Raw genomic sequence first — 19,456 nt, 5'->3', positions numbered from 1 at the left:
TTTCGAACTATGACGCTAGTTGCTTTTCAGCGATTGGCAAATGTCGGTCATCTGTTTTCAGCACAGAATCGAATAATCAAGATCGGTGCACAAAACTGACTTAATGTGCTACGCCTTATCGTGGTCGGCTATATATAACCCTGCGAGATTCGGCATTACCTGATAAACGTCATCTACCCTTAGGCTTTTAGTCGGGTGTTGTTACAAATAAACAACAACGACTCTTTCAAGGAGATCTGCATGTCGCAACCGACGCAAAAGCTGCGCCTTGGTGCGTTGATCGCGCTGGTGGTGGGGTCGATGATCGGCGGGGGGATTTTCTCGTTGCCGCAGAACATGGCTGCGCGCGCCGATGCAGGGGCGATCCTGATCGGCTGGGGCATCACTGCGATCGGCATGCTGACCCTGGCGTTCGTCTTTCAGACCCTGGCCAATCGCAAGCCGGAGCTGGACTCGGGCGTCTACGCCTACGCCAAGGCCGGGTTTGGCGACTACATGGGGTTTTCGTCGGCCTGGGGTTACTGGATAAGTGCATGGCTGGGCAACGTCGGTTATTTCGTTTTGCTGTTCAGCACCCTCGGCTATTTCTTTCCAGTGTTCGGCCAGGGTAATACGCCGATCGCCATCGGCTGCGCCTCGGTGCTGTTGTGGGCGGTGCATTTTCTGGTGATGCGCGGGATCAAGGAGGCGGCGCTGATCAACCAGTTGACCACCGTGGCCAAGGTCGTGCCGCTGATCATGTTCATCGTCATCGCGGCCGTCGCGTTCAAGGCTGACATCTTCACCCGCGATATCTGGGGTCGCAGCAATCCGAACTTCGGCGGGGTGATGGATCAGGTGCGCAACATGATGCTGGTCACCGTGTTCGTCTTCATCGGCATCGAAGGCGCCAGCGTCTACTCGGCCCGCGCGGAGAAACGCAGCGACGTCGGCCGCGCCACGGTGATCGGGTTTCTCGGCGTGCTGGCGCTGCTGGTGCTGGTCAACGTGCTGTCGCTGGGGATCATGAGCCAGCCGGAACTGGCCAACCTGCAGAACCCTTCACTGGCGGCGGTGCTCGAGCACATCGTCGGGCCGTGGGGCGCGTTGCTGATCAGCGTCGGGCTGGCGATTTCCCTGTTGGGCGCGTTGTTGTCATGGGCTTTGCTCTGCGCGGAGATCCTCTTCGCCACGGCCAAGGACAAGACCATGCCGGCGTTCCTCAAGAAGGAAAACAACAATCACGTGCCGGTCAACGCGCTGTGGCTGACCAATGTGATGATCCAGATTTTCCTGCTGATCACGCTTTTTTCGGCGGGCACTTACACCAGTCTGATTTACCTGGCCTCGTCAATGATTCTGGTGCCGTACCTGTGGTCAGCGGCCTACGCGGTACTGCTCAGCGGGCGCGGCGAAACCTACGAGCACGCGTCGGCCGAGCGCACCAAGGATCTGCTGATTGGCGGCATCGCCCTGGTTTACGCGGTGTGGCTGTTGTATGCCGGCGGGGTGAAATATCTGCTGCTATCGGCGCTGCTGTATGCGCCGGGGGTGATTCTGTTTGCCAAGGCCAAGCGTGAACAGGGCCAGCCGGTTTTCACTACGGTGGAGAAAGGAATTTTTGCCTGCGTGGTGATCGGGGCGGGGCTGGCGGCGTATGGGTTGTATAGCGGAGTGTTGTCGTTGTGATCTGAAAAGCCGCCCCTCACCCCAGCCCTCTCCCAGAGGGAGAGGGGGCCGACCGAGGTGTCTGGCGCTATACATCGACCTGAGCGATCGAGTCGATTATGGATTCGACGAAAATCTTTCACGTCGGCGTAACTCTCCAATACCCCCCAATCAGTCCCCTCTCCCTCTGGGAGAGGGCTAGGGTGAGGGGCTTCTCATGGGCCAACACGGAGGATGCGAGCCCAACTCCGTCGTCGGCCAATCCCACCGCACCACCGTCCCGCTGACCTGCACCGGCACGCGCAATCTGCGCGCCGGGCCCCACGCGGTGTGTTCAATCGCCGGATCCTGATCCAGCGCATCTTCGGCCCGCAGCGGGTCATGCGTCGCCGGCCCATGCTCGAGCAACAGCTTCGCCGTCCGTGCCAGCGACAACCGCGCCGAACCCCCGCGACCGTTGGCCAGTCGTTCAGTCAGCAATCTGATCGCACTCGCCGCCAGCAGATACCCGGTCGCATGATCCAGCGCCTGCACCGGCAGCGGCGTCGGTTTATCGCTGTGCTTCCAATGCTGTCCGGCCTCGGCGATGCCGCTGCTCATCTGCACCAGGCTGTCGAAGCCCCGGCGGTTCTGCCAGGGGCCGCTCCAGCCGTAGGCATTGAGGCAGACGTCGATCAGCCCCGGTGCCAGTTGCCTTCGACGTTCAATACCAAACCCCAGATGTTCCAGCGCATCGGCGCGGTAGCCGTGCAGCAGAATGTCGGCGTCTTGCAATAAACCTTCGAACACTGCGCGATCCGCTGGCACTTGCAGATCCAGCCGCGCGCAGCGTTTGCCCACGGTCATCTCCGGAACGACGCCGGGTTCGTTCCAGCTCGGTGGATCGATGCGCAAGACGTTGGCGCCCAGCCCTGCGAGGAAGCGGCTGGCGGTGGGGCCGGCGAGGACGCGGGTCAGGTCGAGCACCTTGATCCCTGCCAGAGGCCGTGCGATCGAGCCTTGCCATGGGCTGCGGTTCTCGTCCGTCTGCTCGATGAATTGCACCAGCGCTTCGGCATTCACCGCCAGCCCCTGCGGATGTTGCTGCCACTGCGTCCAACTGCGCATTTCGGCGGCGCAGCCCTTGGCATCGACCACCGCCTGCTCAAGCTCCGCGCTCGCCCACTGTGCGACTTTCGCCGCCATTGCGGCACGATCGGCGCAGGCGCCGAGCACGCGTTCAGCGGCGACGCGGTGATGCGGGGCGTTGGTGTGCAGACGGATCCAGCCGTCCCGGGTCGCATAGTCGCCGGCGACGGGATCCCACAGCGGCGGCACCTGCCAGCCGATCGGCCGAAGCGAGGTGGAAAACCACAACGAGGCCAGACGGCGGTCGACTGCAACCGCAGGCAAGTGCCCGGTTTGCTGGTGGAGCAATTCGCTGAGCGCTTGCCCGGCAGCGGCGATGCTGGCGCAGGCCAGTTCGGTGACCGCGAACGCCGAGGGCAGGGCGCCGTCACCGGTGAAGGGTATTGGCGTGTGAGGCAGGCCGAGTGCGGTTTGGATGGACGTGAGCAGATCAGTCATCGAAGGCCCTCCGGAGCGAGAGGGTGATGATAGTGCAAAAGAATCGCGGTTCAGATGAAACCAGGGTGTGAACCCGTTTCCCCTGTGGGAGCGAGCCTGCTCGCGAAGGCGTCGTGTCAGTCAACACCGATGTTGGATATGACGACCTCTTCGCGAGCAGGCTCGCTCCCACAGGGATTTATGCTGGATTGTTACACGCGAAACTGATCCATCAATTTCATCTGCTGGCTCGCCAGGCTGTTGAGCTGGCTGCTGATCGCTGCCGATTCCGTGGCCTGTTCGGTCAGGGTTTCGGTGACGGTGCGGATCGCCGAGACGTTGCGGTTGACCTCTTCGGCCACCGCGCTCTGTTCTTCGGCGGCGCTGGCGATCTGCAGGTTCATGTCGCTGATCACCGTCACCGCGTCGCTGATCTTGCCCAGGGCATCAACGGCCTGACGAATCTGCCCGGCGTTGTTGTGCGCCTGGGTCTGGCTTGAGTGCATGGTCGCGACCACGCCACGGGTGCCGGTCTGGATGCGCTCGATGACGATGCGGATTTCTTCCACCGAATCCTGCGTGCGTTTGGCGAGGTTGCGCACCTCGTCGGCGACCACGGCAAAACCGCGACCGCTTTCGCCGGCGCGGGCGGCTTCGATGGCGGCGTTGAGAGCCAGCAGGTTGGTCTGTTCGGCGATGCTGCGGATCACCTCCAGCACCGAGCCGATCTGCTCGCTGTTGACTGCCAGCGCTTCGACCTCGGTCACTGCTTTGCTGACCTCATCGGCGAGTTGATTGATGTCGCGGGTGCTGCGCTCGATGATCGCCATGCCGTCCTTCGCCGACTGATCGGCACCCTTGGCGGCGTTTGCCGCATTCGAGGCACTGTTGGCAACGTCGTGGGCGGTGGCGCTCATTTCGTTGGACGCGGTGGCGACCTGATCGATTTCGCGGAACTGCACCTGCATGCCTTCGCTGGTCTGGCGGGCAATTTCTGATGACTGATCAGCCGTGCCACGTGCTTCGGTGATGCTCTGTTTGATCTGCGCGATGGTCGGCTGAAGCTTGTCGAGGAAGCGGTTGAACCAGTTCACCAGTTCGCCGAGCTCGTCTTTCTTGCTGTAGTTCAGGCGCTGGGTCAGATCGCCTTCGCCGCTGGCAATGTTCTTCAGCATGTCGGCGACGCTGTTGATCGGACGGGTGACGCCGGAGGCGGTGAGCCAGATCAGCAGCAGGCCGACCAGACCGGCCACGCCCGCTACCAGCAGCGCAGTGATCACGCCGGTTTTTTGCGCATCATCCAGTACCGTTTGCAGCTTCACCGAGTCGGCCAGCAGCACCTGCTCGGGCAGGTCGATGACCACGCCCCAGGCGCGCGAATTGCCGATCGGGTCGACCGGGTAAACCGCGCGAATCAGGTCGCCCTGTTCGAGGATTTTTGCCGTACCGCTGCCGACCAGTTGCAATACGTCTTTGCCATCGGCGCCGAGGGTGTCGCTGATTTTTTTGCCGACCCGCGTCGCGTCAGCACTGTCGGCCGCCAGCACACCGCTGCCGGAGACGATCAGCATGTGCCCGGCGTTGTTGAACAGGCTGCGCTGCGAGTCGACGGCGGCGGCTTGCAAGGCATCGAGCGCGATGTCGACACCGACCACGCCGATCGCTTTGCCATCAACCAGCAGCGGAACGGAAATGGTCGTCATGAGCATTTCCTTGCCACCGACGGTGTCGGCATACGGGTCGAGCAGGCAGGTGCGCTTGTTGTCGCGAGGGCAGGTGTACCAACTGTTGTACGGCGTGCCGCTGACGCTGAGGGTGGTCTTGGTCAGGTCATCTTCGACCATGATTGTATTCAGCGCGGCGCCGGCGGCACGGCTCCAGTACGAGGCGAAGCGCCCGGCTTCGTTGGACTGCCGCGCGGCATCGTTGGCAAATTCGCTGTCCTTGCCGTCGAGGCCGTTGGGTTCGAAGGCCAGCCAGATGCCAAGGACTTTATCGTTGCGCTCGAAAGAGGTTTTCAGATTCTGGTTCAACTCTTCCCGAACGGCACCGGCTTCGAGTGAACGCTTGGCGGCCATCGTCCGCAGATCCTTGATCTGGTCGGCGAGGGCGGTGACCACCAGCAGGCTTTCGCCAAAGGTTTTCTGCACCCGCACCGCTTGTTCGGCGGCCTTGGCCTGTAGCAGGTTCTGCACGCTGGCGGTGAGCAACTGGTTGCTGGATTGACTGACCAGCGCGTCGTTCTGATTGGTCTGGTAGATGTTCATGCTGACGATCAGCACCACCACTCCGAGCAGGCACAGGCCGGAGAGCAGGACGATTTTCAGGCGAATGGACAGAGAGTCGAACATGGGGCGATCTCGCGAATGGAATAAACAGGTGGCTGGGCCGGGAGCCCGGTTTGCCAAATCCATTCAGCGCCATTCAATGCTCATCGGCGTTAAGCGAAACGGCATGAGGCGCTTGCCGACGGACGGTCGCCGCTAAACGTTTGCGCAGGGGAAAGTGCTGAAAAGTCTTTAATTACAGGAATGTTTCACTACCGCGACGGACGTCTCCGGGCGCGACCAGATCCACAGGTTGCCCATGGCCATGCCGGCAATCGCCAGATAGATCGGCCAGCCGTGATCGAGCATCACCAGCATCAAAGTGGCGCACAGCAGCATGCTGACGGTGGCACTGAGCTTGGCCTTGCGCGCGATGATCCTGCCGTTGCGCCAGTTACTGAGGATCGGCCCAAACAGGCGGTGATTTTCCAGCCACGCACTCAAGCGCGGCGAACTGCGGGTCGCGGCCCACGCGGCAAGGAGGATGAACTCGGTGGTCGGCAGGCCGGGCACGACAATGGCGATCAGGCCGATGCCGAGACTGACATAGGCCAGCAGGCCGAACAGCAGACGGGCGAGTTTTGAGGCGGCGGGTGTGGGCATGGGCTCAGCGGCGGCTTCTGAAGCGGAACGGGGATCTTACAGATTTGTGGTGAGCCCTGTGGGAGCGAGCCTGCTCGCGAAAGCGGTTGATCAGGCACATTGATGTTGAATGTGCTGCCGTCTTCGCGAGCAGGCTCGCTCCCACAAGGGATACGAGTTGCTTCAGGCCACTTCGGCTTCTATGGCATAAGCCCGTTCCAGCAGCACGGTAAAGCGGTTGAACGCATCCAGTGCACCTTGCTCAACTTCCGCCTCTTCCTCAGCGGTAAACGGCAACGCATCGAGGGTGCGCACAAAGCTTTTCCAGCCCTCGGCGCGGCCACCTTGCGGTTCAGCCAGATGCCGGGCACCGAAGGTTTCGCTCAGCTCCAGTGCCACCGCACGCTTGATCAAAAACGCCGCGCCGAGCTTGGAACCCTCGGAAACAAAGATCCAGCCCAGCGCCCGCGCCTTGCTCGGGTTTTTCAGCGCGCCGGCCACAGGCGCCGGGACTTCGGTGTCGAGGTCGGCGAGGTCAGCCCTGGCGGCTTCGGCGCGGCAACGGGCCGGCAGATCCGGGACGATTTCGGTCAGTTCGGCATCGTTGTACAGCTCGACCAGTTCCGCCTGGAACAGGTATTGCGCGACGACGAAACGGGCGAAGCTGGCGCGGGTTTCGAAGGGTGCGTGGGCTTTGACCAGCGCATCGAGTTTGCTGTGCGGCTCATGGGTGATCTGGTTCAGGCGTTGCGAACGCAGGGTTTTTTCCGAGGCAGTCATGGGGTGTCCTTGATAAATGAGGCGCTTGATAACAAGACGTACGGGCGGACGCCGGACAGTAAAAAAAACCCACTGCGCGGCGCGAACACGCGCAGTGAGGCCGGGCGGATCAGATGTCCCAGATCAGGTTGATCGCGAAGTTGCGTCCCGGTTGGGTCAGGCGATCGAGGTTGGCCGGTTGCGTCACCGAGGCTTCGCCAACGCTGTCGTAACCGCGCACGTCATCCCACAGCCAATACTTCTTGTCGGTCAGGTTGTAGACGCCGCCGCTGACGGTGACGTCGTCGCTGACTTTGTAATAGCCGGCCAGATCGAGAATGCCGAAGCCCGGGGTCTTGAACTGGCTGCTGACGCCGTCCGGCGACTTGAAGTTGCTGTCGTCGACGCGATCCTTTTTCTTCACCACGGTCCAGCTCAGCAGACCGCCATAGTTGTCCTGGTCGTAACCGAGGCCGAACACGCCGGTGAGCGGGTTGACGCTGTTGATCGGCTCGCCGTTGTCGCTGTTGCGCCCGTAGGCGTAGGCGATCGAACCTTGGGTATACAGGCCTTGCGGCGCGCCGAACGCGTCCAGATTCAAGCGACCTTTGACTTCCGCGCCCTTGATCGTGGCGCGCTTGATGTTGTTGCTCTGGAAGGTCAACCGATCATCGCCCGGCTTGACCGCGTCCTCGTTGATGAAATCGCGGTACTTGTTATAGAACACCGCGACGTCGAACGAACCCTGCTCGAAATTCCCGCGCAGGCCGGTTTCGAAGCCTTTGCTTTTCTCCGGCTCGAGGCCAGAATTTGGCGCAACGGTATAGCCGGTGGCGCTGTTCTCGAAACGCCCGTACAGCGATTTTGCCGTAGGCGTGCGGAAGCCTTCGGCGTACTGGCCGTACCAGGTGTAGTTGTCCGTCAGCGCATAGGTCAGGCCGAATTTCGGCGAGACTTTGTGCCAGGTCTTGTTCTTGTCGCTGACCGTGCCTTTGCCATCGGCATTTACGGTGTTGAGGAATTCCCGGGTGATGTGCGGCTTGAGCTGGGTGTAGTCGTAGCGCAGGCCCGGCAGGAAGGTCCAGTCGTTCCAGCTGATCTGATCCTGGGCGAACAGGCTGTAGGTGTTGATGGTCGGATCGGGGAAATCAGAGGCCTTGGCCAGTACATCCGCCGCACTGGTCGCGCCAATCGCCGTGCAGCCACGGCCGACCGCCAGGCATGTGCCGTCGCCGCTGCGTGAACCGGTGACTTTCTGCTGTTTGATCGTGGTGCCGTAAGTCAGCAGGTGATCGGTGTCACCGATGGCAAAGGCCTTGTCCAGTTGCGCGTCGAACACCCACTGTTTTTCTTCGTAGATCGTGTCGCGGGTACGCAGCACTTTACGAGTGATGGGGTAGTAGAACTCTTCGGTGCTCTGGTCGGTCTTGGCGATCTGGTGGTTGAGGCTCCACTTAACGTTATCGACCAGCAGGCTGTCGAGGGCGAACGAGTGTTCGATGCCGAAACGCTCGCGAGTGATGGTGTCGTTACCGGTGCGCCATTGGTACATACCGCCGGGCAGGACGCTGCTCGGGATGGTCGGCGCACCATTGGCGTACGGGCCGCCGTAGGCACTTTTCTGGTCGGTGTCGCGATCGTCCTTGTACTTTTCGTAGGTCAGGCCCAGGCGCGAATCGTCGTTGTAGTTCCAGCCGAGCTTGGCCAGGACGTTGGTTGCGCGCACGTCTTCCGGGTTGGCGGCAGTGCGCGCAAGGCCGGTGCCGTTGTTGCCGCCGAAGGACTCGGTTTCGTGTCCGTCTCGCTGGCTGTAATGCAGCAGACCGTCGAACTCACCGCTGCGCCCGGCGACGGTGGCGGACTTCAGCCAGCTGTCATCGGCGGAGCTGTAACCGCTTTTCAGGCGCGCGCCGACGTCCTTGCCCGGTTTGATGATGTCGTCGGCGTCCAGCGTGTAGTAGCTGACCGCGCCGCCGATGGCGTTGCTGCCGTACAGCACCGAGGCCGGGCCGCGCAGGATTTCCACGCGCTTGACGATTTCCGGGTCGACGTAGTTGCGCTGGCTCTTGGCATACGGGCCGTTGAAGAAGCCGTTGGGGATTTCCACGCCATCGACTTGAGTCAGGATGCGGTCGCCGTCGATACCGCGAATGTTGTAGCCACTGATGCCGCCGCGCTGACCGGCACCGCCAACGGAAACGCCTGGCTCGTAGCGCACCAGATCCTTGATGGTATTGACGTTGTTGCGGTCAAGCGCTTGGCGATCCTGCACGCTGACCGTCGAGGGCACGCTGTTGACCGACTGTTCCTGGCGAGTGGCGCTGATGGTCACCTGATCGAGATTGAGGGTGCCGCTGCTGTTGCGTTTTTCCAGCACGACATTGTTGTTGCTCAGCTTGCGAAAGCTCAGGTTGGTCCCCACCAACAGGCGCTCGAGGGCTTTCTCCGGCGGTAGCGAACCGCGCACGCCCGGCGACGAGACGTTCTGCCCCAGCTCTGCCGGCAAGCCGACCTGCCAACCGGTCACGGCGGTAAAGGCATTCAGTGCCGAAACCAGCGGTTGCTGGCCGATGGCGAAGGCGTAATCGCCCATGTTGCGTGTCGGTTGCTCGGTGGCCGCCAGCAGCGGTGCGGTGCCAGCCATGAGGATGGCCGCAGTCAGCAGTGACAGTACGCGGGAAGGGGAAGCAGTCTGGCGGGTAAGGCGTGAGGACATCGATAGCGCTCCGTGTCGCACGAATCTTTATAGGTGCTGATCGGCATGGTTAGATGCGAATCAATTGCATTGGCTATAACGAGACGTACTACCGCGAGCTATCGAGTAAAAATAATTCTCATTCAGTTCAGGATCACCAGTGCAGGGAATTCCTGCAGGCGCGCCGAGGTGATGTGGGCGAGGGAGCGGACCACGTCGAGCGGCTGGTCGAGACGGTAATTGCCGGTGACGGCGACGTCGGCCAGTTGCTCGTTGTTGTTGATGATCCAGCCCGGGTAGTAGCGGCGCAGCTCGGCCAGCACCTGATTCAGCGGGCAGTTCTCGAACACCAGTCGGCCTTCAACCCACGCGAGGTCGGCATTGGCGTCGAGCTTGGCCGGGCGATCAAATCCATTGGGGCCGATGCGAATGCTTTCCCCGGCGCGCAGGCGCACCCGGGCATCGTTGTGCGTGGCGCGCAGATCGACATCACCACGCTGCACGTTGACCTGCGCGACCCCGTCGAGATAACGCACGGCAAATGCGGTGTCGTGCACGCTTGCCTGCACCGGGCCTGCGTCGATCTCCAGCGGCTGACTGCGCCCGCTGGCAATCTCGAAAAACGCCTCGCCCTGAAACAGCCGGGCCACACGTTGTTGATCGTTGATGGTGCTGGAAAATGCCGAATTGGTATTGAGCAGGACCTTCGAGCCGTCCTCCAGTTGCAAGCGCTGACGCTCGCCGACCACGGTGAGGTGATCCGCTTGAATGCGCATCGGCAAATTACTGAAACTGAACAGCCCGAGGATCAACACCGCAGCGGTGGCCAGCGGTTTCCAGTGCGGGCGCAAGCGTTTGAGAAAAGTGATTTTTACCGGTTTTGCCGCCAGGGCTTCGGCGCACAGTGCGACTTGCGGGCCATCCCAGATGGCCTGGGCCTTGGCGAACGCCTCGGCGTTCAAAGGATCAGCCGCCAGCCAGGCATGAAATTGCCGGGTCTGTTCCTCATCCGGGCTGCCGAGCACGATGAGCCAGTCCAGCGCCTGGTCCATTGCAGCTGCAGCGTCCCGCGCCGAATCGGGCGAAGGCGGGCGGTGGGTGTCCGTCACGGTGGTTCCTCAGGGCTTCTGGCGAAGCAGTTTCTAGCTTCAAGCTGCAAGCTGCAAGCCGGATGCAATACTGCTTTTTGTTTTTACTTGTAGCGTGCAGCTCAAAACTTGCCGCTGCCGTTATGTCGTTCGGCAACGCCGATGCAGATCGACATGATCAGTTTCAGTTCCTTCTGCACGGTGCTCAGCGAAACATCAAGTTCATCAGCGATTTCCTGATAGCTGTGCCCATGCAGGCGGCTGAGGATGAAAATCTGCTGCTGGCGTGGGCTGAGTTGGCTGAGGCTCACGTTCAAACGCTCCAGCAATTGTTCGGCATGGGCGGCGTCTTCAGCGCTGCTGGCCGGCGCGGCGATGCTCTGCACCACGTCCTGTGGTACATCGTCGACCATGGTCCGCGCATGAATCTTGCGCGCACGCAAATGATCCAGCGCCAGATTGCGCGCGGTCTGGAACACAAAGGGTTCAAGGTGATCGATGGCCCGCTCGCTCAACGCCCGGGTCACGCGCAGGTAGGTCTCCTGCAACAGGTCTTCAGCGGTGCTGTGATTGTTGACCATCCGTTCCAGCGTGCGCAGCAGGGAAGTACGCTGGGCGAGGAAGACGTGGTTGAAGCGCGATTGACTCACGGGAGGACCTGATCCATTTTGAGCGAATGATAATGCTTATCATCCAACTGAATGGTCAAGTGCTGATTTCGAATTGAAATCGGATCTCGTGTGGGAGCGAGCCTGCTCGCGAAGGCATCGTGTCAGTCAGCTCCATATTGACTGACAGATATAGCTTTCGCGAGCAGGCTCGCTCCCACAGGGATTGGGGACCGGCCGGGATTATTCCGCGTTACACAACGCCAGGCAGTTATCCAGCATGCGGTTGGAGAAGCCCCATTCGTTGTCGTACCAGGCCAGCACCTTGAGCAACTTGCCGCTGACTTTGGTGTGGTTGGCGTCGAAAATCGAAGACAGCGGGTTGTGGTTGAAGTCGCTGGAAACCAGCGGCAAGGTGTTGTAGCCGAGAATCTTCGAATGCTGGCTCGCCGCTTTCAGCAGGGCGTTGACTTCGTCGGCACTGGCTTCTTTCTTCAGTTGCACGGTGAGGTCGACCAGCGACACGTTGATCACCGGCACACGCACGGCCATGCCGGTCAGTTTGCCGGCCAGTTCCGGCAACACCAGGCCTACCGCTTCGGCTGCGCCAGTCTTGCTCGGGATCATGTTCTGCGTGGCCGACCGGGCACGGTACGGGTCGCTGTGATAGACGTCGGTGAGGTTCTGGTCATTGGTGTAGGCGTGGATGGTGGTCATCAGGCCGCTTTCGATGCCCAACTCGCGATGCAGCACCTGCGCCACTGGTGCGAGGCAGTTGGTGGTGCACGAAGCGTTGGAAATGATCTGGTGCGACTGACGCAGAATGTCGTGGTTGACGCCGTAGACGACGGTGGCGTCGGCGCCTTTGGCCGGGGCAGAAATGATCACCTTGCGGGCGCCGGCGCTGATATGCGCGGCGGCTTTGGCACGGTCGGTGAACAGACCGGTGCATTCGAACACTACGTCGATTTTTTCTGCGGCCCACGGCAGGTCGGCCGGGTTGCGAATGGCGCTGACCGCAATGCGGTCGCCATTGACCGTCAGGCTTTCGTTATCGTGCGCCACTTCGGCGTCGAAGGTGCCGTGGACGGTGTCGTATTTGAGCAGATGGGCATTGATCGAGCTGTCACCCAGATCGTTGATCGCGACGATCTGCAGGTCTTGACGATAGCCTTGGGTATACAGTGCGCGCAGGACATTACGGCCGATGCGGCCGAAACCATTGATTGCAATTCGAAGAGTCATGGAACAGCGCCGCCGTCGTTTTGTTGTTGGAATTACAAGATTATTCGCATAAAAATAGAAAACAAGCCTTTTTAGTGGCAATATTTTGTTTTATCTACAACGAGTGACCTGAATCAACTGGTCCGAATGGTCAAAAAAGCCGTCTGTCATTCCAACAACAACGGCGTTTGATCAGCATAGACAATCAGGTCGCCACATCCGTTAGCCTGGAGTTCTACACATGCATCCCCGCGTTCTTGAGGTCACCGAACGGCTTATCGCCCGCAGCCGCGCCACGCGTCAGGCTTACCTTGCATTGATTCGCGGCGCGGCCACCGACGGCCCGATGCGCGGCAAGCTGCAATGCGCCAACTTCGCCCACGGCGTGGCCGGGTGCGGCACTGAAGACAAGCACAGCCTGCGGATGATGAACTCGGCGAACATCGCCATTGTGTCTTCGTATAACGACATGCTTTCGGCGCACCAGCCGTACGAAGTTTTCCCCCAACAAATCAAGAATGCCCTGCGCGAGATCGGCTCGGTCGGCCAGTTCGCCGGCGGCACTCCGGCCATGTGCGATGGCGTGACCCAGGGCGAGCCGGGCATGGAACTGAGCCTGCCGAGCCGCGAAGTGATCGCGATGTCGACCGCCGTGGCGCTGTCGCACAACATGTTCGACGGCGCGCTGATGCTCGGCATCTGCGACAAGATCGTCCCGGGCCTGATGATGGGTTCGCTGCGTTTCGGTCATCTGCCAACGATCTTCGTACCGGGCGGGCCGATGGTTTCGGGGATTTCCAACAAGGAAAAAGCCGACGTCCGCCAGAAGTACGCCGAAGGCAAGGCGACCCGCGAAGAGCTGCTGGAATCGGAGATGAAGTCCTACCACAGCCCGGGCACCTGCACGTTCTACGGCACCGCCAACACCAACCAGTTGCTGATGGAAGTCATGGGCCTGCACTTGCCGGGCGCCTCTTTCGTCAACCCGAACACGCCGCTGCGCGACGCCCTGACCCGCGAAGCCGCGCATCAGGTCACACGCCTGACCAAGCAGAACGGCAACTTCATGCCGATCGGCGAAATCGTCGACGAGAAGGCGCTGGTCAACTCCATCGTTGCCCTGCACGCCACCGGCGGCTCGACCAACCACACCCTGCACATGCCGGCCATCGCCATGGCCGCTGGCATTCAACTGACCTGGCAGGACATGGCCGACCTCTCCGAAGTCGTGCCGACCCTGAGCCACGTCTACCCGAACGGCAAAGCCGACATCAACCACTTCCAGGCAGCGGGCGGCATGTCGTTTCTGATCCGCGAACTGCTCGGCGCCGGCCTGCTGCATGAAGACGTCAACACTGTGCTCGGCCATGGCCTGAGCCAGTACACCAAGGAGCCGTTCCTCGATAACGGTGAGCTGGTCTGGCGCGAAGGCCCGACCAACAGCCTCGACGAAAACATCCTGCGTCCAGTGGCGCGTGCGTTCTCGGCGGAGGGTGGTCTGCGCGTAATGGAGGGCAATCTCGGTCGCGGGGTGATGAAGGTTTCTGCGGTTGCGCTGGAAAACCAGATCGTCGAAGCACCGGCGATGGTGTTCCAGGATCAGCAGGACCTGGCGGACGCATTCAAGGCCGGTCTGCTGGAGAAGGATTTTGTCGCCGTGATGCGCTTCCAGGGCCCGCGCTCCAACGGCATGCCGGAGCTGCACAAGATGACGCCGTTCCTCGGCGTACTGCAGGATCGCGGCTTCAAAGTGGCATTGGTGACTGACGGGCGCATGTCCGGCGCGTCGGGGAAAATCCCCGCAGCGATTCACGTCAGCCCGGAAGCTTATGTCGGTGGTGCTTTGGCGCGCGTGCAAGAGGGCGATATCATCCGCGTCGATGGCGTCAAAGGCACCTTGGAACTGAAGGTCGACGCCGCCGAATTTGCAGCGCGCGAACCTGCCAAAGGCCTGTTGGGCAACAACATTGGCAGCGGCCGCGAGCTGTTTGGCTTCATGCGCATGGCCTTCAGCTCGGCGGAGCAGGGCGCCAGCGCCTTCACTTCTGCCCTGGAGACGCTTAATTGAAACTGGCTTTGGTCGGTGACATCGGAGGCACCAACGCGCGGTTCGCGTTGTGGCAAAACCAGCAACTGCAATCGGTTCAGGTGCTGGCCACGGCCGACTTTGCCAGCCCGGAAGAGGCAATCGCTCTGTACCTGAGCGGGCTCGGTCTGGCGCCGGGCTCGATCGGCTCGGTATGCCTGTCGGTGGCGGGTCCGGTGAGTGGCGATGAATTCAAGTTCACCAACAATCACTGGCGGCTGAGTCGCAGCGCGTTCTGCAAGACCTTGCAGGTCGAGCAGTTGTTGCTGACCAACGACTTCTCGGCGATGGCGCTGGGCATGACCCGCTTGCAGCCCGGCGAATTCCGCGTGGTTTGCGAAGGCACGCCGGAGCCGTTGCGCCCGGCGGTGGTGATCGGCCCGGGCACTGGCCTGGGTGTCGGCACCTTGCTCGATCTCGGCGAAGGACGCTTTGCCGCGTTGCCGGGCGAGGGCGGCCACGTCGACCTGCCGCTGAGCAGCCCGCGGGAAACGCAATTGTGGCAGCACATCTACAACGAGATCGGCCATGTCAGCGCGGAAACCGCGTTGAGCGGCGGCGGCCTGCCGCGGCTGTACCGGGCGATCTGCGCGGTGGATGGCCATGAGCCGAAGCTTGAGACGCCGGAAGCGATTACCGCCGCCGGCCTCGCCGGTGATCCGATTGCTTTGGAAGTGCTCGAGCAATTCTGCTGCTGGCTCGGCCGCGTTGCCGGCAACAACGTGCTCACCACCGGCGCGCGCGGCGGCGTGTTTATCGTTGGCGGGGTGATTCCACGCTTCGCCGATTTCTTCCTCGCCAGCGGCTTCGCCCGCTGCTTCGCCGACAAAGGCTGCATGAGCGATTACTTCAAAGGCATCCCGGTCTGGCTGGTGACCGCGCCGTATTCCGGCCTGGTGGGCGCCGGTGTGGCGCTGGATCAAGCAATTCGACCCTGAACTGCAGTCACCTCTTGGTGAGAGGATTTATCTGTGGCGAGGGGATTTATCCCCGCTGGGCTGCGAAGCAGCCCCAAAAAGCCCAGGGCTGCTGCGCAACCCAGCAGGCATAATCCCCTCACCACAGGTTTGTTTTCCACAGTGGTTTTGTGGTGTTTGTAAAATCAGCGCTTAAGGCATAATCCGCCCCAACTCCAACAACAAGGATGCCTTCGAAGTGAGCTCAGTCAACAAGTCGATATTGTTGGTCGATGACGACCAGGAAATACGCGAGTTGCTGGAAACCTACCTGACCCGCGCCGGGTTTCAGGTGCGGGCCACCGCCGATGGTGCCGGTTTTCGTCAGGCGCTCAACGAGGCGCCGAGCGATCTGGTGATCCTCGATGTGATGCTGCCCGACGAAGACGGTTTCAGCCTGTGCCGCTGGGTGCGCCAGCATCCGCGTCAGGCGCAGGTGCCGATCATCATGCTGACCGCCAGTTCCGACGAAGCCGACCGGGTGATCGGTCTCGAACTTGGCGCTGATGACTACCTCGGCAAACCGTTCAGCCCGCGCGAACTGCAAGCGCGGATCAAGGCCCTGCTGCGCCGCGCACAGTTCGCCCACGAACGCAGCGGCAGCGAAGTGCTGGTCTTCGACGACTGGCGCCTGGACACGGTCAGCCATCGGCTGTTCCACACTGACGGCGAGGAAGTGATCCTTTCCGGCGCCGATTTCGCCCTGCTGAAACTGTTCCTCGATCATCCGCAGCAAATCCTCGACCGCGACACCATCGGCAACGCCACCCGTGGCCGCGATCTGATGCCGCTCGATCGCATCGTCGACATGGCCGTCAGCCGTTTGCGCCAACGCCTGCGCGACACCGAAAAACCACCACGGTTGATCCGCACCGTGCGTGGCAGCGGTTATCAGTTGGCAGCCAATGTGGTTGCCGGCAATGCTCATTGAGGCGCTGCGCAAGTTCGCCAGTCGCATACCGGTGCCGCGCTCGCTGCTCGGGCGGATGCTGCTGCTGACTCTGCTGGCGGTGCTGTTCGCGCAGACGCTGTCGAGCGTGATCTGGGTTTCGCAACTGCGCGCCACCCAGCTCGAAGGCCTGGTCACCAGTGCCCGCAGCCTGGCGCATTCGATGACCGCCAGCGTCAGCTATTTCCGTTCCTTGCCGGTCGCCTATCGGCCGCTGGTGCTCGATCAACTGCGCAGCATGGGCGGCACCCGATTTGTCGTGACCCTTAACGACAAGCCGCTGGGCATGGACGTGCTGCCGGTGACGCCGCGCAAGGCTGCGGTGATGCAAGCTGTGGACGAGGTGCTGCGCCAGTCTCTGGGCCGTGACACGGATATTTCGGTGACCTTCGTCAGCCCCGAAGACCTGCGCATTTTCAACGCCGGACTGAAACTTGATGAATTGCCGCGCTCCTGGGCGCATTACGCGTTGACCCTGGAACCGGTGAATCCGCCGGTGCTGGTCACGCAGATTCAAATGGCTCCGGGGGAATGGCTGTACATCGCCTCGTTGCTGCCCGAGCCGTACACCAGCCTCGAAGAGCAAGGCCTGCCGGCGCAGCAGGTGTGGTTTATCGTCCTCACCAGCGGCTTCTTGCTGTTGTTCATCGGCCTGCTGGTGCACTGGCAGAGCCGGCCGCTCAAGCGCCTGGCGCGGGCGGCGCGGGATCTGTCGCTGGGCGCCGACGTCGAGCCGGTGGCGGAGGGCGGCGGCAGTGAAGTGGTGGAGGTGGGCCGAGCGTTCAATACCATGCGCGAACGCATCAGCCGCTACCTGACCGAACGCAGCCAGTTGTTCAGCGCGATTTCCCACGACTTGCGCACGCCGATCACCCGTTTGCGTTTGCGCGTCGAACTGCTCGAAGACGAACAGCTGCAAGCCAAATTCGGCCGCGATCTGGATGAGCTGGAGCTGCTGGTCAAAGGCGCGTTGCAATGCGTGAAAGACACCGACATCCACGAGAACATCGAGCCGGTGGATCTCAACCATGTGCTCGATTGCCTGGTCGAGCCGTATCTGGCGCCGAACGGCAATGGCCGCGTCACCCAGCATGGGCGCGCGCTGTCGGCGTATCCGGGCAAGCCGCTGGCGCTCAAGCGCTGCATCGGCAACCTGATCGACAACGCCTTGAAGTACGGGCAGAACGCGCATCTGCACATCGATGACGATGACAGCGCGTTTGTTCTGCATGTCGATGATGAAGGGCCGGGCGTGCCGCAGCAGCGGCTGGAGCAAGTGTTCGAGCCGCACTTCCGCTTGGCGGGGCAGCAGCAGGGATACGGACTCGGTCTGGGTATTGCGCGCAACATTGCCCATAGCCATGGCGGCGAGGTGACGTTGCAGAACCTGCGTGAAGGTGGGCTGCGGGTGACGTTGCAGTTGCCGCGCAGTGTTGATTAGTCAGACCGCGTTATCGTTCTTCGCGAGCAGGCTCGCTCCCAAATTCGCCCGCGTTGTGACGGTTGGAATGCGTTCGCCTGTGGGAGCGAGCCCGCTCGCGAAGACGTCAGACGCATCAATCCAAATGTCACAGGCCAGTGACAAATACCGTCCCCTTCGTTACAAGCCCGCCCCGGCCCGTTGTTTAGACTGCCCGCAGTCCTAACAACAAAAAAGGGTCACGCCATGGACACCTTTCATCCTGACTTCAGCAGTTGGCTGAACGCCCCTGCCCACCAGCAATGGCTCGCCGCTGAAGGCCTGCGTCTGCTGGATTTCGCCAAGGCTGCGAAGCTGCCCGAAGGCTTCGGCAATCTCGACGAGCGCGGCCGTTTGCAGGCGCACGCGCAAGCCGAAACCATGAACACCGCGCGCATGACCCACAGCTTCGCCATGGCCCACATTCAGGGCCTGCCGGGGTTTGCCGAACTGGTCGACCACGGTATCGCCGCGTTGCGCGGGCCACTGCGTGATGCGTTGCACGGCGGCTGGTTTGCCGTCGCCGAACATCGCGACGACAACACCGGCAAGAACGCCTATCTGCATGCCTTTGTCGCACTCGCCGCCAGTTCCGCAGTGGTCGCGCAACGTCCCGGCGCCCAGGCCTTGCTCGATGACGCCATCGACATCATCGACACTTATTTCTGGAGCGAAGAAGAGGGCGCCATGCGCGAATTCTTCAACCGCGACTGGAGCGAAGAAGAAGCCTATCGCGGCGCCAACAGCAACATGCACGCAACCGAAGCGTTCCTCGCGCTGGCCGATGTCACTGAAGATCCGCGCTGGCTGGTGCGCGCCCAGCGCATCGTCGAGCGGGTCATCCATGGTCACGCTGCAGCCAACGACTACATGGTCATCGAACACTTCGATCGCGATTGGCAACCGCTGCGCGAATACAACCACGACAATCCGGCTGACGGTTTCCGTCCTTTCGGCACCACGCCGGGTCACGGTTTCGAGTGGGCGCGCTTGCTCCTGCACCTTGAAGCCGCGCGGGTGCAGGCCGGCATGCTTACACCGGGCTGGCTGGCCCTGGATGCGCAAAAACTCTTCGAAAACAACTGCCGGCACGGCTGGGATGTCGATGGCGCGCCGGGCATTGTCTACACCCTCGACTGGCACAACAAAGCCGTGGTCCGCCATCGCCTGCACTGGACGCACGCCGAAGCCAGCGCTGCCGCCAGCGCCTTGCTCAAACGCACCGGCGACGCGCAATACGAAACCTGGTACCGACTGTTCTGGGAATTCTGCGAGACCAATTTCATCGACCGCTGCAACGGCAGCTGGCACCACGAACTCAATCCGCAGAATGTCCCGAGTGCCGATATCTGGCCGGGCAAGCCCGATCTGTATCACGCCTGGCAGGCTGTGCTGATTCCGCGATTGCCGCTGGCGCCGAGCATGGCCACGGCTTTGGCGCGGTTGTCCCGGCCTGTTCCTGTGTAACCATGTCGTGACATTTACGCGTCCCTTCGTTACCTGCGAAGCGAAACGCTCTGTTTAAACTCCG

General features: G+C 61.5%; 14 protein-coding genes. 6 read left to right on the top strand and 8 right to left on the bottom strand.

What is annotated here, in order from left to right:
* Nucleotides 1-240 precede the first annotated feature (240 nt).
* Entirely contained in the window at nucleotides 241-1,668 is a 1,428-nt protein-coding gene (arcD, locus tag PspCFBP13508_RS06365; RefSeq protein ID WP_073472012.1) for an arginine-ornithine antiporter, read from the top strand.
* A gap of 177 nt (nucleotides 1,669-1,845) precedes the next feature.
* Here arcD and PspCFBP13508_RS06360 read toward each other — a convergent pair whose 3' ends face one another.
* From PspCFBP13508_RS06360 to gap, 8 genes are all read right to left on the bottom strand, one after another.
* A complete protein-coding gene (locus tag PspCFBP13508_RS06360; RefSeq protein WP_137213998.1) occupies nucleotides 1,846-3,213 on the bottom strand; it encodes a CoA transferase in 1,368 nt (455 codons plus the stop codon).
* Nucleotides 3,214-3,404: 191 nt separating this feature from the next.
* Complete coding sequence (locus tag PspCFBP13508_RS06350) at nucleotides 3,405-5,543, bottom strand: methyl-accepting chemotaxis protein (RefSeq protein ID WP_137213997.1); 2,139 nt, start codon at nucleotides 5,541-5,543, stop codon at nucleotides 3,405-3,407.
* A gap of 168 nt (nucleotides 5,544-5,711) precedes the next feature.
* On the bottom strand, nucleotides 5,712-6,122 hold the full coding sequence (locus tag PspCFBP13508_RS06345; protein WP_137213996.1) for a YbaN family protein: 411 nt from the start codon (nucleotides 6,120-6,122) through the stop codon (nucleotides 5,712-5,714).
* Between the two features lie 162 nt (nucleotides 6,123-6,284).
* Nucleotides 6,285-6,881, bottom strand: coding sequence for a biliverdin-producing heme oxygenase (locus tag PspCFBP13508_RS06340; RefSeq protein WP_137213995.1), 597 nt, complete (start codon nucleotides 6,879-6,881; stop codon nucleotides 6,285-6,287).
* 109 nt (nucleotides 6,882-6,990) lie between these two features.
* Complete coding sequence (locus tag PspCFBP13508_RS06335; protein ID WP_137213994.1) at nucleotides 6,991-9,576, bottom strand: TonB-dependent receptor; 2,586 nt, start codon at nucleotides 9,574-9,576, stop codon at nucleotides 6,991-6,993.
* Nucleotides 9,577-9,698: 122 nt separating this feature from the next.
* Nucleotides 9,699-10,664: a FecR domain-containing protein gene (locus PspCFBP13508_RS06330; protein WP_137213993.1), complete on the bottom strand. Its 966-nt coding sequence runs from the start codon at nucleotides 10,662-10,664 to the stop codon at nucleotides 9,699-9,701.
* 101 nt (nucleotides 10,665-10,765) lie between these two features.
* Nucleotides 10,766-11,293 (bottom strand): sigma-70 family RNA polymerase sigma factor, encoded by a 528-nt coding sequence (locus PspCFBP13508_RS06325; RefSeq protein ID WP_016773525.1) that lies wholly within the window; start codon nucleotides 11,291-11,293, stop codon nucleotides 10,766-10,768.
* 201 nt (nucleotides 11,294-11,494) lie between these two features.
* The gene (gap, locus tag PspCFBP13508_RS06320; RefSeq protein ID WP_016773526.1) at nucleotides 11,495-12,496 is read right to left on the bottom strand and encodes a type I glyceraldehyde-3-phosphate dehydrogenase; all 1,002 of its coding nucleotides are present in this window, start codon (nucleotides 12,494-12,496) and stop codon (nucleotides 11,495-11,497) included.
* 220 nt (nucleotides 12,497-12,716) lie between these two features.
* On the opposite strand from gap, the gene edd reads away from it, so the two are divergent.
* From edd to PspCFBP13508_RS06295, 5 genes are all read left to right on the top strand, one after another.
* Nucleotides 12,717-14,543 carry a phosphogluconate dehydratase gene (gene edd / locus PspCFBP13508_RS06315; RefSeq protein WP_137213992.1) on the top strand — a complete coding sequence of 609 codons (1,827 nt, stop codon included), beginning with the start codon at nucleotides 12,717-12,719 and terminating at the stop codon, nucleotides 14,541-14,543.
* A complete protein-coding gene (locus PspCFBP13508_RS06310; protein WP_137213991.1) occupies nucleotides 14,540-15,499 on the top strand; it encodes a glucokinase in 960 nt (319 codons plus the stop codon). Before edd ends, PspCFBP13508_RS06310 begins: the two co-directional genes overlap by 4 nt.
* Nucleotides 15,500-15,716: 217 nt before the next feature.
* Complete coding sequence (locus PspCFBP13508_RS06305; protein WP_016773529.1) at nucleotides 15,717-16,448, top strand: response regulator transcription factor; 732 nt, start codon at nucleotides 15,717-15,719, stop codon at nucleotides 16,446-16,448.
* Entirely contained in the window at nucleotides 16,438-17,907 is a 1,470-nt protein-coding gene (locus PspCFBP13508_RS06300; RefSeq protein WP_137213990.1) for an ATP-binding protein, read from the top strand. Before PspCFBP13508_RS06305 ends, PspCFBP13508_RS06300 begins: the two co-directional genes overlap by 11 nt.
* 225 nt (nucleotides 17,908-18,132) lie before the next feature.
* Entirely contained in the window at nucleotides 18,133-19,392 is a 1,260-nt protein-coding gene (locus tag PspCFBP13508_RS06295; RefSeq protein ID WP_137213989.1) for an AGE family epimerase/isomerase, read from the top strand.
* The last annotated feature ends 64 nt before the right edge of the window (nucleotides 19,393-19,456 follow it).

It is taken from the genome of Pseudomonas sp. CFBP13508 (assembly GCF_005233515.1).
In the GTDB taxonomy this organism is placed as follows: Bacteria; Pseudomonadota; Gammaproteobacteria; order Pseudomonadales; family Pseudomonadaceae; genus Aquipseudomonas; species Aquipseudomonas mercuritolerans.
This window is presented reverse-complemented; position numbering and strand designations above follow the sequence as displayed.